Annotated in this window: 17 protein-coding genes; 4 read left to right on the plus strand and 13 right to left on the minus strand. The window is 65.1% G+C overall.

All coding sequences use genetic code 11. The features are described from left to right. The first annotated feature begins 53 nt into the window (after window positions 1-53). Window positions 54-260, plus strand: a complete 207-nt coding sequence (locus PCK14_RS11195; RefSeq protein WP_269938573.1) for a hypothetical protein — start codon at window positions 54-56, stop codon at window positions 258-260. Between the two features lie 3 nt (window positions 261-263). Here PCK14_RS11195 and PCK14_RS11200 read toward each other — a convergent pair whose 3' ends face one another. The 7 genes from PCK14_RS11200 to PCK14_RS11230 all read right to left on the minus strand — a co-directional run bounded on the left by PCK14_RS11200 (window position 264) and on the right by PCK14_RS11230 (window position 5,083). Beyond that, window positions 264-1,559, minus strand: a complete 1,296-nt coding sequence (locus PCK14_RS11200) for an amidohydrolase family protein (protein WP_269938574.1) — start codon at window positions 1,557-1,559, stop codon at window positions 264-266. A gap of 178 nt (window positions 1,560-1,737) precedes the next feature. Next, complete coding sequence (locus PCK14_RS11205) at window positions 1,738-1,989, minus strand: hypothetical protein (RefSeq protein ID WP_269938575.1); 252 nt, start codon at window positions 1,987-1,989, stop codon at window positions 1,738-1,740. An 89-nt stretch (window positions 1,990-2,078) separates the two neighbouring features. Continuing rightward, window positions 2,079-2,594 carry a putative immunity protein gene (locus tag PCK14_RS11210; RefSeq protein ID WP_269938576.1) on the minus strand — a complete coding sequence of 172 codons (516 nt, stop codon included), beginning with the start codon at window positions 2,592-2,594 and terminating at the stop codon, window positions 2,079-2,081. Between the two features lie 50 nt (window positions 2,595-2,644). Next, a complete protein-coding gene (locus tag PCK14_RS11215; protein ID WP_269938577.1) occupies window positions 2,645-3,130 on the minus strand; it encodes a GNAT family N-acetyltransferase in 486 nt (161 codons plus the stop codon). A gap of 39 nt (window positions 3,131-3,169) precedes the next feature. Then, window positions 3,170-3,832 carry a uridine kinase gene (locus tag PCK14_RS11220; RefSeq protein WP_269938578.1) on the minus strand — a complete coding sequence of 221 codons (663 nt, stop codon included), beginning with the start codon at window positions 3,830-3,832 and terminating at the stop codon, window positions 3,170-3,172. A gap of 58 nt (window positions 3,833-3,890) precedes the next feature. Then, window positions 3,891-4,328, minus strand: coding sequence for a VOC family protein (locus PCK14_RS11225; RefSeq protein WP_269938579.1), 438 nt, complete (start codon window positions 4,326-4,328; stop codon window positions 3,891-3,893). A 200-nt stretch (window positions 4,329-4,528) separates the two neighbouring features. After that, window positions 4,529-5,083, minus strand: a complete 555-nt coding sequence (locus tag PCK14_RS11230; RefSeq protein WP_269938580.1) for a TetR/AcrR family transcriptional regulator — start codon at window positions 5,081-5,083, stop codon at window positions 4,529-4,531. A gap of 62 nt (window positions 5,084-5,145) precedes the next feature. Between PCK14_RS11230 and PCK14_RS11235 the strand changes: the two genes are divergently transcribed. Then, on the plus strand, window positions 5,146-6,027 hold the full coding sequence (locus PCK14_RS11235; protein WP_269938581.1) for an alpha/beta fold hydrolase: 882 nt from the start codon (window positions 5,146-5,148) through the stop codon (window positions 6,025-6,027). Between the two features lie 21 nt (window positions 6,028-6,048). Here PCK14_RS11235 and PCK14_RS11240 read toward each other — a convergent pair whose 3' ends face one another. From PCK14_RS11240 to PCK14_RS11265, 6 genes are all read right to left on the minus strand, one after another. Continuing rightward, a complete protein-coding gene (locus tag PCK14_RS11240; RefSeq protein ID WP_269938582.1) occupies window positions 6,049-6,576 on the minus strand; it encodes a hypothetical protein in 528 nt (175 codons plus the stop codon). Beyond that, on the minus strand, window positions 6,569-6,919 hold the full coding sequence (locus PCK14_RS11245; protein ID WP_269938583.1) for a PadR family transcriptional regulator: 351 nt from the start codon (window positions 6,917-6,919) through the stop codon (window positions 6,569-6,571). Before PCK14_RS11245 ends, PCK14_RS11240 begins: the two co-directional genes overlap by 8 nt. Before the next feature lie 60 nt (window positions 6,920-6,979). Continuing rightward, complete coding sequence (locus PCK14_RS11250; protein ID WP_269938691.1) at window positions 6,980-8,872, minus strand: FAD-binding monooxygenase; 1,893 nt, start codon at window positions 8,870-8,872, stop codon at window positions 6,980-6,982. A gap of 146 nt (window positions 8,873-9,018) precedes the next feature. Then, window positions 9,019-9,537 (minus strand): GIY-YIG nuclease family protein, encoded by a 519-nt coding sequence (locus PCK14_RS11255; RefSeq protein ID WP_269938584.1) that lies wholly within the window; start codon window positions 9,535-9,537, stop codon window positions 9,019-9,021. 10 nt (window positions 9,538-9,547) lie between these two features. Further along, window positions 9,548-10,147 (minus strand): DMP19 family protein, encoded by a 600-nt coding sequence (locus PCK14_RS11260; RefSeq protein ID WP_269938585.1) that lies wholly within the window; start codon window positions 10,145-10,147, stop codon window positions 9,548-9,550. A 120-nt stretch (window positions 10,148-10,267) separates the two neighbouring features. Continuing rightward, on the minus strand, window positions 10,268-11,764 hold the full coding sequence (locus tag PCK14_RS11265) for a helix-turn-helix domain-containing protein (RefSeq protein WP_442864703.1): 1,497 nt from the start codon (window positions 11,762-11,764) through the stop codon (window positions 10,268-10,270). Window positions 11,765-11,956: 192 nt separating this feature from the next. Between PCK14_RS11265 and aceA the strand changes: the two genes are divergently transcribed. Then, window positions 11,957-13,279: an isocitrate lyase gene (aceA, locus tag PCK14_RS11270; protein ID WP_269938586.1), complete on the plus strand. Its 1,323-nt coding sequence runs from the start codon at window positions 11,957-11,959 to the stop codon at window positions 13,277-13,279. 111 nt (window positions 13,280-13,390) lie between these two features. Next, window positions 13,391-15,046, plus strand: a complete 1,656-nt coding sequence (aceB, locus tag PCK14_RS11275) for a malate synthase A (protein ID WP_269938587.1) — start codon at window positions 13,391-13,393, stop codon at window positions 15,044-15,046. Window positions 15,047-15,055: the final 9 nt, after the last annotated feature.

The following is a 15,055-nucleotide window of genomic DNA, read 5'->3' on the forward strand; positions in this document are numbered from 1 at the left end:
TGAGGTCAGAGGCCGACCTTGGATCCGTCGAGTTTGGGTTTCCGCTTCCGTGGATGGCCCAAGACCACTCGCAATCCCCCTACGTTGACTACCCCCAGGAGGTGGCGCTGGGGCTAGGCGGAAAGAGCGGCCTGGAACAGGTCCCCACCGACTACAACTGGCTCGCATTCCTGGGCGATGCACTGGTGTGGGGCGGCGCAGCCTGGCTGCTCGGCTTTGTGGCCCTGCCGCTCATTTTCAGGCTCGTCCGACGCCGTTGAACCTCATGACTTTGCCGTGCGCCCCGGGCGAACGTCTGACCTGCGCTCGCGCACGGCCGCCACAACCTTGGCAACTTGGGCGTCGAACGCGTCGAGTTGCTCCGTTTCGGCGGCGCTTGCCACGAACGCGCCCCGATCACAGGCCGTGCCGCCGCGCCATATCCGCTCGATGGAGCGGCTTGCGGTGATGTCCTGCAGCGGGTCCCCGGAAACGAGGACCAGATCTGCACGCAACCCAGCCGCCACGCGTCCCCGGTCGCTGAGGCCGAATACCCGGGCCGGCTCCGATGTGGCGGCGGCCAGGGCCTGTGCCGGGCCCAGCCCGCTCCGAACCAGGAGTTCCAGTTCCCTGTGCAGGCTGGCCCCGAACACGGTCCCGGGGTTCGGCGCATCCGTGCCCGCCAGCAGCGTGACACCGGCCGCCGCCAGCAGCCGTACATTGCCTTCGGCGCGTGAGTAGGGCGGCATTGCGCGCCCACCCAGGCTCGGCGCCCCGGAGTTGAGCCTGTGCGCCCACGCCTCCCCCAGGAATTCTGCGAGGCGCGGGTCGGCCGCCACCGCCGCTCCGCCAGCTTCACCAAGCGTGTTCTCGATGGTGGCCAGCGTCGGGCCGACAGCGATTCCGGCCCTGGCAATGCGCGCAACGAGCGCCTGGTCCATCTCGGCGTCGGCAGGAACGTGGGCAAGCACGTCGACGCCGGCGGACACCACCTGCTCGACACCCGCCGTCGAGCTCACATGGGCGACGACGAGCAGGCCCCGGGCGTGCGCGGCGGCGGTGAGCGCGTTGATGGTTTCGGAATCCAGCGAGGGCCACAGCCCACCGGTTCCGGAGATGATCTTCAGGTAGTCGGAGCCCTCCTCAAGCCGTTCCGCAACGAACTGCTCGGCTTGGTAGGCACTCGTCAAGGTTGGGAATGGCGCGTACATCGCGGACGGATGCCCGTCGGGTGCGGTGGCTCCGATGCCCGAGGACCGCACATCAGCCAGATCGGAGCGGAACCTGGCCTGCTCCTTCGCCCGCGCAACCAACTCAGGCTTGCTAAACATGTCCAGAACGGTGGTGACACCAAAGGTCAGCGATTGTTCGAGGGCGCCGGGAACCAAGTGCACGTGGGAGTCGATCAGCCCCGGCAGCAGGGTGCCGCCCGCGGCGTCAATCACCTCGTCGCCTGCCTGGGCAGCGGAGTCCACAGAGCATTCAGTGATCAGACCGTCAACGAAACGCACCGAGGTCCATTCCTGCAGTTGTGTCCCGTCGAACACCCTCGCGTTCACGATGGTTGTTGCACTGGCCATGGGGTTTCCTCTCCGCCCGCCGCCCTGGGACGGCCCGTGGATGGGCTGGGGATTGCCAGGCATTGCAACCACTACCGGGACAGTTGGCGAAGCTGGTCCTCGGTCACCGGGAACAGCAATGTGCACCCGAAGCCGGCTGCCATCTTCCAAGACTATCGAGGATATTGGGCAGCCGAAGTCACCAATCGAGGGGGCTGCGACGGTTGGGCGGGACTTCGCTGTGCCGCGACAGCTCGGGGTTTCCTTTGACGGCCACGGACCATGCAGCGAGTGCCAGTGCGCCGGCAATGACAGCGTCAAAGAAAACTTGCGTTGACCCTGCACCGGTAACTGCGTTGACAATGCCGCTGACAACGAAAGCCGCTGATGCGGCGGCCACGCAGAGTGAGAGAATGAGCGCCCACAGTGGCAGTTTCCGTAGCTTCTTCACAATTGCCAACTCCCCCAATAAATCGCGAATGAATCATTTATCGTCACCCTACCCCCGTGGGGAGCAGCCAGCTAGGGTCCATCGCTTTGTCAATCGCCAAACACGGACCAGCAAATGCCGTTGCGGCGGGCCTGGTCCTCGAGAACCAGGTCGTAGAGTCCGCCGGGAATCTGTTGGCGCTGCCAATCTCGCTCTGCCAGGCCCACCGATTTCTCCATTCCCCGCGGCGCCGCAGCCTGAACAGCCTTGATGGCGTATGCAGCGGCACCAAGATCGTGCTCAGGAACGTGCGCCACGCACGCCGCCTGGCCGGCAGCGTAGGCGGCAAAACGCGCCGCGCCTCGGAGCGGGCGGGCCGCACCCATGGCGTGCCCGCCCAGCGCACGGGTGTTCATCATCTTTGCTTCGCCGCGGGCCCAGGCCCAAGCCGCTTCAATTGCGTCGCGAGGCCGGGAGTCCCCGCCGTTCGATTCCTCAAACAAATGCAGCACATGCTCGGCGCAGGTGGCGGCCCAGACCGCCAGCAACCGGTGGTCTGCCTCGGTGAGCGTCCCGCCACGCTTGAGGCTCACCAACCGCGGGTCTCGGACAGCGGGAAGGATCATGCGGCCACCCTACGCCCTCGACAGGTAGCGGCGGCCGAAGGGATGAACCTTCAAATTTGCTTGACCAGCCGTCTCTCAATTTGGCCGGAAGTCTCGTCACGTTTCACCTGTCCGGCATCCACAAACCCCGCCCGCGCGTACACGCCGAGCGCACGCGCGTTGTCATTGATGACCCACAGTTCCAAGCTGGCACGGCACATGCTGTGCGCATGGTTTTCCGCCCAGACGAGCAAGGCCGATGCCACGCTGCTGCCCCACGAGTCTGGATCCACGGCAAGGTAAAAGATCTCCAGGCTTTCTTCGCGCGGGGCAAAGAGCGTGAATCCAACGCATTTGCCGTTGCGCCTGGCCAGGAGCAGCTTGGCTCCTTCCAGGCGGAGGCGCCGCTGAATCCCGGGAATCTTGTCATCACCCGTGGCGGGTTCGGGACGCCGGTCGCGCACAGCCGTGGCCCGGGCCCAGATCAGGGCCGCTTCGGGCACGGCATGCGGATCGGAGCCCACCGCCAGCTCCACATTGTCATTGAGGCTATTCACCCCAACATCCTGCCACAGCCTCAAGTGCCCAGTTGGGCGTCACTGGCGGGCAGCTGAAGCCATTCCGGGGCGGATGATCCTTGGTGAGGTGAAGTCGGAATTGTCCACGACGAACGTGGCCCGCTCCCACGGGCGTGCCGCTTCAAAGTAGAGTCGCTGGCCGCCCACGTACCGGCGCATCGTTGGGTGTTCCGGGTCAGGATTGCTGCCGTTTCGGGCCGCCATGCGCGCGGCGGTGTGAGCGAAAGGGACGTCAAGGAACACCGAGACATCCCAGCGGAAGGCTAGCTCGTCACGGTGCAGGAACATGCCCTCCACCAGCACCAATGCATTCAACGGCGCAAGACAGGCCTCCGCCGGTATCGTGCCGTCAGTCGCCGGATCGTACGACGCCGGGACATACCATCCGTCTCCGTGCGGACCGAGGGGCGTCAGCACCCGATCGTGCAGGGCTGCGTAGTTGTACGTGTCATTCCAGAAGCCCTCCGGTGAAGCCCGTCCCTTGGCATGCCGGACATGGGAGGGGTTTAGGAAGTCGTCGGCGTGGATGACGAGGACGGGGCGGTCCCGGATCTGGGCAGCCAACTTGGCGGCAAAAATGGTCTTGCCGCTGCCGTCGACCCCGTCCACGGCAACTAGTCGGTGCCCGGGGCCGATGGACCCGAGAATTCCGCACGTCAGTGCTTGCATGAAGTCCTTCATGGCACCATTTTTCACGAAGGTCCTCTTGGTCGGCTCACACGCAGCGGAAATGGGTGGGTCAGGCCTTTTTTAGTTCCTGGGCAAGCATCACGAGGATGTCGCTGGGGCCGCGGAGGTAGGTGAGCTTGTAGATGTCTGAGTAGGTCGCAACGCCGCGAAGCGGATAGCAGCCATGTTTGGCGGCTATGGCGAGGGATTCGTCGATGTCGTCCACGGAAAAGGCCACCCGGTGCATGCCGATGTCATTGGGCCGGGTTGGGTGCGACTCGATGGCCTGGGGGTGGATGTATTCGAAGAGCTCGAGTTGGCCATGGCCGTCCGGGGTCTGGAGCATCGCGATCTTGGCGTGGTTTCCATCCAGTCCGACGGCGGTGTCCGTCCAGTCTCCGCTGACGGTGTCGCGGCCCATGACAGTCAGGCCCAGATCGGTAAAAAAGGAGATTGCTGCTTCAAGGTCTCGAACGGCGATGCCCACGTTCTCAAGTTTGATGGCCATGCGTTGAAGCTACCAAGGCGGGCCAACATATTCCAGAGCTGGGCCTCCACGCGGGCGCCTGGTCCCGCAGCCGCCGGCAGCTTCACCCGCATCGAGGATGAGGTTCTGGGGTCCCAGAATGAGCCGCACCTGCCCTCTCAGCATTTAGAGCCATTCATATCCTTCGTGGGTCTTGAGCTGGGGAGGGCGCGTGGAGTAGCTCAGGAGCCGGCAAGGGCACGCACGGTGCGTTCAATCGCGGGACGCATCTCCAGTCCCGGGTCGACAGTGAGCCGGTGCAGGAGCAGTCCGTCGCCAAGCGCCATGAGGGCCCTGGTTGCCGGCACGGGATCCATGATGCCGACAGCGGTGACGATCCCCTCGGTCCACCTCTCGAATTCCCGGCGCTGCCTACGCAGGGGCTCCCCAAGCCCAGGGTCGCCGGCGAGTTCCAGAAAGAGCGCGTAGCGGGCGCGGGTGCGCGCGGCAAAGGGCCCCGCCTGCAGCTCGACCATGGCACACAGGCCGTCAATCAGCTCTTCGACCCCACGAATCTCGGGCATGCCTGCTGGTTCCAGGTCGGCCCGCTCCTGCTCGGCGATCCAGTCAACAACGCCACCGATCAGTGACCGGCGGGTCCGGAACCAGTTCGACGTCGATCCCAGCGGAAGGCCCGCCCGTTCATCAACCCGGGCGTGGGTCAGGGCCCGGATTCCTTCGGCGCCAAGCAGCTCCACGGCCGCTTCGAGCGCGCGCTGCCGGGTGGTTGCCACCATCGACACCCCTCTCCACAAGGTCTACTATGAACATAGTATCTCCACTGCAATAAGGAGTTGCCATGTACACGCCCACACCGAGTTGGTCGCCGCCACTGCCGCAGGCTTTCGGCTTTGAACACCTTGTGGTTGAGTCGCCAGGCCTGCATACTCACCTGGCTGTCGTCGGAGAAGGGGAACCGGTGGTGCTCCTGCATGGATTCCCCCAGCACTGGTGGCAGTGGCACGCGATTGCGCCGGCCATTGCCGCGAGCGGCTACCGCGTCTACTGCCCCGATCTGCGTGGGGCCGGCTGGACCGTGGCCGAGGACCCGCGCGTCGAACGCGAGACCCGCCTCAGCGACCTGCTCGCCATCTTCGACTCACTCCACATAGAGCACGCCCACATCGTCTCCCACGACATGGGCGCCATCACCGCAATGCAGCTGAGCTACGACCACCCCGAGCGAGTGCTCACGGCAGTGGAGCTCTCAGTTCCGCCGGGATTCATGACCTTCAGCCCAAGAGTCGCCGCGGGCTTCCGGCACCTGCCCAGGTTCATCTGGCATCGTCCGGGCGCCTCGCTCCGAGGGGTCTTTTCGGAGGCATACCTCGCCCACCCGATGCCGGAGGCAACCGCCGAAGCGCACCTTGCCCCGATGCGCCGGCCCGAGATCGACGGCGCTGTCCGTCCGCTGACCCGCCGCATGATCCTGCCTGAAGCCATGCGCCTGGCTCGCGGCGTCTACCGCCGCCGGCGGCTCACGGTGCCGACCCTCTTCGCATTCGGCCGCCTCGACCGCCCCTGGACCGAGGAGAACATGGGGCGCATCTGCGGCAATCCGGACAGGTACGCCGATCATGCCGAATTCAGCTATGTCGACGACGCCTCGCATTTCATGGCTGACGACGCGCCCGCTGCGGTCGCTGAACTGGCCGTCGACTGGTTCGAACGAGCGGCTTGACAGCTCGGAATGACGCCACTGTCAGCCTCGCGGCAGGGCCCGCCAGACTCGGGAACCTGCCAGGAATGCGATGGCGGCGATGGCGGCCGGAACCACGAGCCAGGCCCATCCGCTGGTCCAGCCAATGCCGAACCCGTCGGCGCTGGAGAATGCCTCGACCTGGATAAAAAGGAAAGTGGAGTGCGCTGTTGCCGGCGCAGCACTGTCCACCGCCGCGAGCATCCCTCCCGTGTACGACAGGAACACCGCCCAGTAGGCAAGAAGTGCAATTCCCGCGGCAATGACTCCGATGGACCACTGCGGGCGCTGCTGCCCCTCATCGGCATACCTCGCCGCGAGAACCCTTGGCGCACCGAGGTCGGCAAGGGCCATGGCCAGGTTCCTTGGGTCGGCCATGAGTTCCCGACGCAGTGTTTCAGCGGTGGCCTTGCGCTCGGCTCCTGGCATGACTCCTTCGAGGTGCCATTCCAGGCGCGTCAGATAGGTTTCAATTCGCATGCGGTCGCGAAGGCGGCGTCGCAGTTCCTTGGTGTGAGGCGAATCAGTCATCCGAGTTTCCTTCCGGCGTGAGGGCGTTGTGGACAGCAGTGGACACAAGCTGCCACTGCTGGCGCGCCGAGGCGCGGGCAGCCTGCCCGTCAGGGGTGAGTGTGAAGTATTTGCGGGGTGGGCCGCTATTGGACGCCACGGAGCGGGTGGTGACAAGCCGGTCGCGCTCAAGCCTGGCGAGCACGGGGTACACAAGCCCGGTGGAGACCTCCAGGCCGAGCTTGGAGAGGCGTTCAACAATTTCGTACCCGTACGACTCCCGTTCCCCAATGAGTGTCAGGGTGAGCAGCGGGAGTGCCGAGCGGATGATCTGGGCATCCTGCTGGGCCTGTATTCTTGACATGCTATTAGTAAAGTACAAATACCGAATTGGTGCAAGGGCTCAAGGGCACAACCCCAAGGATCAGCGGCTACGCTGCATGATCGCCGCGAAGAACTCCGCCAGCTCGCCGGTCGCCTGAAGCGGCAGCACATTCGCCACGTACTGGTCCGGGCGGACAACCACCACGGCGCCGTCGCGGCTGACGCCCCGGGCCTCAAAGATGTCATTCGCCGGGTCGGCGGCATACACCAGCTCGTAGTCGATGAGGCCGAATGGCCCGGTCCGCGTCATGAACGTGGCCGGGACCCGGCGCAGGTCAACCCCCTCAAAGTCCTGCTGGGCAATGAGCTTCACGTCAAAAACACTGTCTATGTCAGAACCGGCGGGCGTGTACCGGAGCAGCGGCGACTCATCCGAGGTCGACAGCCAGTGCGCCCAATCCGAAAGCGCCGAGGGATCCCCCACTGCGGCGGAATCGGCGAACACGTAAATGCGCCAGCGCCCGTCGGCCCTGTGGTGGTGGCCCAGCTGCACCGGGTTGGCGTCCGCCACCCGGACCACGGGCGCCGACTTGAACCGCTTGCCCACAGGAAATCCCGTGGCCAGGTCCTGATGCCCATCCCCGGCGACAATCATTGACGGCTGGTACTGGGTCATGAAGCCCGCCGGAAACTCGAAGGTCCGCACATAGAAGTCCTCCAACTCGGTGGGATCCTCCATGTCCTCGGGCCGCATGGCCATCAGCTTGGACCACTGGAGGTCAAAATCGATGAGGTTCTTGGCAATGACCTGCCGCTCGGCCGAGTACGTGGCAAGCAGGCTTGCCGGGCTCAAGCCCTCCAGGACGTGGGCGAGCTTCCAGGCCAGGTTGAAGCCGTCCTGCATGGAGACATTCATGCCCTGCCCCGCCTTGGCGCTGTGCGTGTGGCAGGCGTCGCCGGTGATGAAGACCCGCGGCAGCCGCGTGCCGAGCTGCTCCAGCGGGACGTCGTCGAACCTGTCGGTCAGCCGATGCCCCACCTCGTAGACGCTGTTCCAGGCAACACTCTTCACGTCCAGCGTGTACGGGTGCAGGATCTTGTTCGCCTTTGCAATGATCTGCTCAATGGTGGTGTTCCGGACGCTGTGGCTCCCATCCACTTCCGCCTCGCCCAAATCCACGTACATGCGGAACAGCGAGCCGCCCTCGCGCGGGATCAGCAGGATGTTGCCGCCATCCTCGGACTGGATGGCGCACTTGGAGCGGATGTCAGGGAAGTCCGTGACCGCCAGGACGTCCATGACGCCCCATGCGTGGTTCGCATGCACGCTGCTGTGCCGGGCCCCGATCGACTCCCGAACCGGGCTGTGTGCCCCGTCCGCGCCCACCACATACTTTGCGTGCACAACGCGTTCGACGCCGGACGACTCACCCTGGGTGCCCACCAGGGTCACGGCCACGGGGTAGTCAGCGGATTCGTCGATGGACAGGCTGCGGAATTCCCAGCCGTAGTCGGGCTTGATCCGTGCCGGCGAGTACGCCATGACCTCGGCAAAGTAGTCCAGCACGCGTGCCTGGTTGACAATCAAGTGCGGGAATTCACTGATGCCCGTGGTGTCATCCGGCGCCCGCGCAGCCCGGACAATCGTGGACCTGTCCGCCGGGTCCGGCTTCCAAAAGACCGTCGCGGTGATCCGGTACGCCTCCGCGATGATCCTTTCGGCAAAGCCAAATGCCTGGAATGTCTCCACGCTGCGGGCCTGGATGCCGTCGGCCTGGCCAATCTCCAGCCGCCCGCCGCGGCGCTCCACGATGCGGGTGTTGATCCCCGGGAACGCGGCCAGTTGGGCCGCCGTGACCATGCCGGCGGGCCCCGAACCCACAATCAGGACATCCATCAGCTCCGGCAGCTCCGCCGGGCGGTCGATCCCGGTTCCGGCCGCGGGCTTGATGCGCGGGTCCCCGGACACATAGCCGTGCTGGTGGAACTGCACCTTCGCCACTCCCTCCGCACGCCTGATCTGTTTGATCATCATGTGCCAGTTCGGGGCGCCAATCAAGGGGTGCCGCCGCGCACCCAAGGCGAGGTCCCGGCGTCGTCCATGGACTAAGTCCGACGCCGGGACCTCGCCTTGGCCGATTAGCCCTTGTCGCGCAGGGCGTTGCGGTGGGCAACGGCCGCGACGGCCGAGACGTGCAGCTGCTCCGGGGTACGCGCGTCGCGGTTCAGCGGCGGGCACAGCTCCTCGCGCAGGCCATCCTCAAGCTCTGCCAGGGACTCCGGGTCCGTTGCCAGGGCAAACTGCATGCCCAGGTTCTTCTCCATCCAGAGGCTGAGCACCTCCTCATCCACGTCCGTCAGCCGCAGATGCGCGGACCGGCCATGCCACTGTGACTGCAGGCCCAGGATGGCCGCCAGCGAACGGCGGAACGTGGACTTGGACGTCTGCACGGCGTGGTGCTTGGCCCGGCTGCGCAGGTTCGTGGCTTTGCCTACATACAGCAGGTCGCCGCGCTTGAGCGGTGCCAGCTCCGCGGGCCAGTCGACATCCTTGGGCAGCGCCCCCGTCAGGTAAATCTTGTACACGCCGGGGGCGAAGGGCATTGCCTGCCACGATGCTTTGGCAGGGGCCTTGGCTGTCCATTTGAGATCTTTCATGGGATTGACCCTACGGCAAGGCTGCGCCCGAGGAATCCCCGGCGTCACGGCGTTCCTCCAGGTCCAAGATCCCGGCCGCCCGTTCGGCAATGTGGGCGGCCAGCCCGGGCTCGTCCAGCACCAGCAGGCACGGCTGCCCGCGCAGCCATGCGGCGTTCAGGCCCGTGACATCCTCATCCTCGAAAAGGTCCTCAAATTCCGCGTCCAGATCGTCCATTGCCGCGGCACCGTCAGAGCGGAGGCTTCCGGCCCCGTCGCCAAGGAAGCCCTCCAGCTCGTCCTCGGCGATTCGGTCGTACAGCCCCGCACAGCGGTCAAACAGTTCCAGGTGGGCCGCCGCCCCCATGGCCGCAAGACCCTCGCGCACCCAGCGGTCCAGCTCCGCCCGATCCGGTGCCATGAACGCATACTGGGCGAATCCGCCGTCGAGAGCCTGGGTGATGTAAAAGTCCACAAAATAGCTGCGCAGGGCGTTGGGCGCGATGTCATCGGTGCCCACCAGGGAGCGGTTCATGGCGTTGACCACGGAGACGTTGTCGCCCACCACGTCCTCATTGTTGCCGGCGGCACCGGCGGTGGTCAGGACAACGGGTATGCGGTGCGCGGCCATGGAAGTTCCTTTGCTCTTGGGGTGTTGCTGACCCCTTCAAGTTATGTCCCGGGCCCTGGCCGCAGCATCAGCGCAGGGTGAACGTCAGGCGAAGAACCGTGGAATGTTGGTGTGCGCCGCCTAACGTCCCTCGTGTGCGGCCAGAAAACGGTACACCTCGGTCTCGTCCACGCCGGGAAATGCCCCCTGCGGCATGGCGGCGAGCAGGTGCGAGTTGGCGCGCGTGGACGGCCAGGCGTTGCCGGCCCACTCGGCCGAAAGCTCCGCCGGTGGCCGCCGGCAGCAGCCCGGGTCAGGGCACCGGGACTTGGAGCGTTCAGTGGTTTCCCGGCCCCGGAACCACTTGACGTGTTCATAGGGAACGCCGATGCTCAGCGAATATTCGCCCGAGGAATGCCGCTCGGTGCGGGCCGTGCACCAGTAGGTCCCCACAGCGGTGTCGGTGTACTGGTTGAAGGCGCGGAACTTGTCCGGAACGTCAAAGACGGCACGCGAGGTCCAGAAACGACACACGGCCTGCCCCTCGATGGCTCCGGTGTGGTCGGCGGGGAAGTTCACGCCGTCGTTCTCGTAGGCCTTGTGGATGATGCCGGACTCGTGCACCTTCTGGAAGTGCGTGGTGATGCCCAGGTGCTCGGTGGCCAGGTTGGTGAAACGGTGCGCGGCCGTTTCATAGGAGACCGCAAACGCATCCCGGATGTCCTCAATGGCGAGCTCCTTGGCCGCCTTCGCCTCCTTGAGGAAGTCCACAGTGGCCCGCTCGGGCATCAACAGGGAAGCGGCAAAGTAGTTGGTGTAGACGCGCTGGCGCAGAAAGTCGGAGTAGTCGGTGGGCGTCTGGTGCCCCAGGACGTAGTGCCCCAGCGCCTGCAGCAGCACCGAACGGGGGTCATGGTCGGCGCGCTGGCCGTGTGTGAGATAAATTCTTCGATTCTTCAAATCCGTCACGGAGCGTGTGGAATGGGGCAAATCACCCACGTAGTGCAAGTCGAATCCAAGGTGCTCGGCCACGTCGGCGGCCACGTGGTGGGACAGCGGCCCCCGGTCGTGGCCCACCGCTTTGAGCAGCTCCTGCGCCTGCCGTTCAATCTCCGGGTAGTAGTTGTTGCGCTCGCGCATTTCCATGCGCAGCTCGTTGTTGGCCCGGCGCGCCTCCTCCGGGGTGGCCGACTGCTCATCGAGCCGGCGCTCCAGCTCATGCTGCAGGCCCACCAGGGACTCGAGCACCTCCGTGGAAAGCCGCGAGCTGACGCGGACCGTGGGCAGTCCCAGCGACTGGTAGAGCGGTCCGCGCTGTGCCCGTTCGAGCTCAATTTCCAGTGCTGCCCGCCGGCTGGGCGGTTCGGCCCCCAGCAGTTGCTCAAGCCCCACTCCGAGTGCCCCGGCGAGTCCCTGAAGCAGCCCCAGCTTGGGTTCCCTCTTGCCGTTTTCGATGAGTGAAAGCTGCGACGGCGCGGCGCCCACCTTTACGCCCAGATCATCCAGGGTCATGCCCTGCGCCTTGCGCAGGTGCCGCACCCGGCGCCCGAGTGAAATGACGTCCAGTTCGCCGTTCGCGGCCGCATTGCCGCCGCGCGGCTCCCGCATTTCACCTGTGTTCCAGCCCACATTGCTCATTTCTTGAGGATACGTGAAGAAGTGCGAATCTTTCCAGCATTTGCCCCTAGATACCCCTTGAAAACCACTGAATAGTTGAAATCACGAAGAAGAACCACGGATCCCAAGGTTCTCTCGGTTTCGGCAGGCTCAACCACCGAGGCACCGACGCCGCCGAGACCACGGGATCCACACCGCAAAGGAGCGAACACCATGACCGCAGCATTTGACCCCGCAACGACGCCGGAGCCGAGCAACACCGAGGCTGCGGCCGCCCTTGAACTCGAGTGGGCAGCCAACCCCCGCTGGGACGGCGTGGAGCGCACCTTCACCGCAGACGATGTGGTCCGCCTCCGTGGCCGGGTCCAGGAAGAACACACACTGGCCCGCCGCGGTTCCGAAAAGCTGTGGAAGCAGCTGCGCAGCGCAGCACCCGGCGGCTACACCAACGCACTGGGTGCGCTGACCGGCAACCAGGCAGTCCAGCAGGTCAAGGCCGGCCTGAAGGCCGTGTACCTGTCCGGTTGGCAGGTCGCCGCCGATGCCAACTCCAACGGCAACACCTACCCCGACCAGTCCTTGTACCCCGTTGACTCGGTGCCCAAGGTTGTCCGCCGCATCAACAACGCCCTGCTCCGTGCGGACCAGATTGAGTTCTCCGAAGGAAAGCAGAGCGTTGAGGACTGGCTGGTGCCCATTGTTGCCGATGCCGAGGCCGGCTTTGGTGGCCCGCTGAACGCGTACGAGCTCATGAAGTCCATGATCGACTCCGGCGCATCGGGTGTCCACTGGGAAGACCAGCTGGCCAGTGAAAAGAAGTGCGGGCACCTGGGCGGCAAGGTCCTGATCCCCACGGCCCAGCATGTCCGCACGCTGAACGCGGCAAGGCTCGCGGCCGACGTCGCCGGCGTCCCGTCGGTCATCATTGCCCGCACCGACGCCGAGGCGGCCACCCTGATCACCTCGGACGTGGACGAGCGCGACCAGCCTTTCCTGACCGGCGAGCGCACGGCCGAGGGTTTCTACCACGTCAAGAACGGCCTGGAGCCCTCCATCGCCAGGGCCCTCGCCTACGCACCCCACTCCGACCTCATCTGGATGGAAACCGGAACCCCGGATCTCGAGCACGCGGCGAAGTTTGCCGAAGGCGTCAAGTCCGAATTCCCCGACCAGATGCTCGCCTACAACTGCTCGCCGTCGTTCAATTGGAAAAGGCACCTGGACGACTCAACCATCGCCAAGTTCCAACGGGAGCTCGGCGCCATGGGATACACATTCCAGTTCATCACCCTGGCTGGTTTCCACTCCCTTAACTACTCGATGTTTGATCTTGCCCATGGCTACGCCCGCAACGGCATGAGTTCCTACGTCGAACTGCAGGAGCGTGAATTCGACTCCGAATCCCGCGGCTACACCGCAACCAAGCACCAGCGCGAAGTGGGCACAGGCTACTTCGACCTGGTGGCGACAGCGCTGAACCCTAACAGCGGCACCCTCGCATTGGCCGGCTCCACAGAAGCCCAGCAGTTCCACTAACACTTCCCGGTGGTCGAGCCTGTCGAGACCGAGGGCCTGTCGAGACCAGGAGCCTCTCGAGGTCTAGATCTCGACAGGCCCGACCACCGCCCCAAGACTTGGAGAACTCCCATGAACTCAACGAACAGCCTGAACGGGATCACGTTCAACGGCATCACCCTGACAGCACCGCCCATCCACCGCCAGGAAGAGATCCTCACCCCCGAGGCCCTGGACTTCATCGCAGCACTGAACCGCACCACCACGGCGCGGCGTGCCGAATTGCTGGCAGCCCGCCGGACCCGCCGCTCCCAGATCCTCAGCGGCACCGACCCCCGCTACCTGCGAGAAACCTCCGCCATCCGGGAAGATCCCCGCTGGCGCGTTGCACCCCCGGCCCCCGGCCTGGAAGACCGTCGCGTGGAAATCACCGGCCCGGTTGACAGGAAGATGACCATCAACGCCCTCAACTCCGGCGCCAAGGTTTGGCTGGCCGACATGGAGGACTCCTCCACACCCACCTGGGGCAACGTGATCCGCGGCCAACTCAACCTCATTGATGCACTGGAGCGGCGCATCGACTTCACCAGCCCTGAGGGCAAGGAGTACAAGCTGGCTCCGGCCGAGGAACTGCCCACCATTGTGGTCCGCCCCCGCGGCTGGCACCTGCCGGAAAAGCACCTGCTCATCAACGGCAAGCCCATGGCCGGCGGCGTTGTGGACTTTGGCCTCTTCTTCTTCCACAACGCCCGGAGGCTCATCGCCCAGGGCAAGGGCCCGTACTTCTACCTGCCGAAGATTGAAAACCACCTCGAGGCACGCCTCTGGAACGACATCTTCATCCAAGCCCAGGACCTGCTCTGCATCCCACAGGGCACCATCCGCGCAACCGTCCTGATCGAGACCATCACGGCCGCCTTCGAGATGGAGGAAATCCTGTACGAACTGCGGGACCACGCATCAGGGTTGAACGCCGGCCGCTGGGACTACCTGTTTTCAGTCATCAAGAACTTCCGCACCCGCGGCCCGCGCTTCGTGCTCCCGGACCGCAACCAGATCACCATGACGGCCCCGTTCATGCGGGCCTACACCGAGCAGCTGGTCCGCGCCTGCCACACCCGCGGGGCGATGGCCATCGGCGGCATGGCGGCGTTCGTCCCCAACCGCCGCGACCCGGAGGCCAACGCGAACGCCATGGCCAAGGTCAGGGCGGACAAGACCCGCGAGGCCAATGACGGCTTTGATGGTTCCTGGGTGGCCCACCCCGACCTGGTCCCCGTTGCCATGGAGGTCTTCGACGAGGCCCTGGGCTGGAACCCGAACCAACTCAGCCGCACGCGTGAGGACGTGGAGCTCGACGACAGGGCCCTGCTGAACGTTGAGGCCACCCAGGGCAACATCACCGAGCAGGGCATCCGCGACAACCTCTGGGTGGGCATCCAGTACATCGAGTCCTGGCTGCGCGGCCACGGTGCCGTGGCCCTAAACAACCTGATGGAGGACGCCGCCACAGCGGAAATCTCCCGCTCGCAAATCTGGCAGTGGATCCACAGCCAGGCCATCACCGACACGGGCGAGCTCATCACCTACGACTGGGTCAAGGAGCTGCTGGAGGAGGAATTCGCCCGGCTCCCCCGCTTTGACGAGGACCGCTTCGAGGACGCCCTGGAAATCTTTGAAGCCGTGGCCCTGGGCGAGGAGTTCCCGGCCTTCCTGACCACCTCCGCCTACGAGCACTACCTGCACGCCCACGCCGAGCAGCGCGAACGGCAGCTCGCGGCAGCATAGATTTGGTTG

Source organism: Arthrobacter sp. HY1533, assembly GCF_027568515.1.
Lineage (GTDB): Bacteria > Actinomycetota > Actinomycetes > Actinomycetales > Micrococcaceae > Specibacter.

Bases quoted from the DNA above. Each gene is read 5' to 3' on its own strand.
- PCK14_RS11230 (WP_269938580.1), bottom strand. From the start codon at position 5,083: ATGGTGGCAACCACCCGGCAGCGCGCGCTCGAAGCGGCCGTGGAGCTG.
- PCK14_RS11210 (WP_269938576.1), bottom strand. From the start codon at position 2,594: ATGATCCTTCCCGCTGTCCGAGACCCGCGGTTGGTGAGCCTCAAGCGT.
- PCK14_RS11245 (WP_269938583.1), bottom strand. From the start codon at position 6,919: ATGTCAAGAATACAGGCCCAGCAGGATGCCCAGATCATCCGCTCGGCA.
- aceA (WP_269938586.1), top strand. From the start codon at position 11,957: ATGACCGCAGCATTTGACCCCGCAACGACGCCGGAGCCGAGCAACACC.
- PCK14_RS11195 (WP_269938573.1), top strand. From the start codon at position 54: ATGGCCCAAGACCACTCGCAATCCCCCTACGTTGACTACCCCCAGGAG.
- PCK14_RS11220 (WP_269938578.1), bottom strand. From the start codon at position 3,832: ATGAAGGACTTCATGCAAGCACTGACGTGCGGAATTCTCGGGTCCATC.
- PCK14_RS11225 (WP_269938579.1), bottom strand. From the start codon at position 4,328: ATGGCCATCAAACTTGAGAACGTGGGCATCGCCGTTCGAGACCTTGAA.
- PCK14_RS11255 (WP_269938584.1), bottom strand. From the start codon at position 9,537: ATGAAAGATCTCAAATGGACAGCCAAGGCCCCTGCCAAAGCATCGTGG.
- PCK14_RS11200 (WP_269938574.1), bottom strand. From the start codon at position 1,559: ATGGCCAGTGCAACAACCATCGTGAACGCGAGGGTGTTCGACGGGACA.
- aceB (WP_269938587.1), top strand. From the start codon at position 13,391: ATGAACTCAACGAACAGCCTGAACGGGATCACGTTCAACGGCATCACC.
- PCK14_RS11240 (WP_269938582.1), bottom strand. From the start codon at position 6,576: ATGACTGATTCGCCTCACACCAAGGAACTGCGACGCCGCCTTCGCGAC.
- PCK14_RS11235 (WP_269938581.1), top strand. From the start codon at position 5,146: ATGTACACGCCCACACCGAGTTGGTCGCCGCCACTGCCGCAGGCTTTC.
- PCK14_RS11260 (WP_269938585.1), bottom strand. From the start codon at position 10,147: ATGGCCGCGCACCGCATACCCGTTGTCCTGACCACCGCCGGTGCCGCC.
- PCK14_RS11265 (WP_442864703.1), bottom strand. From the start codon at position 11,764: ATGAGCAATGTGGGCTGGAACACAGGTGAAATGCGGGAGCCGCGCGGC.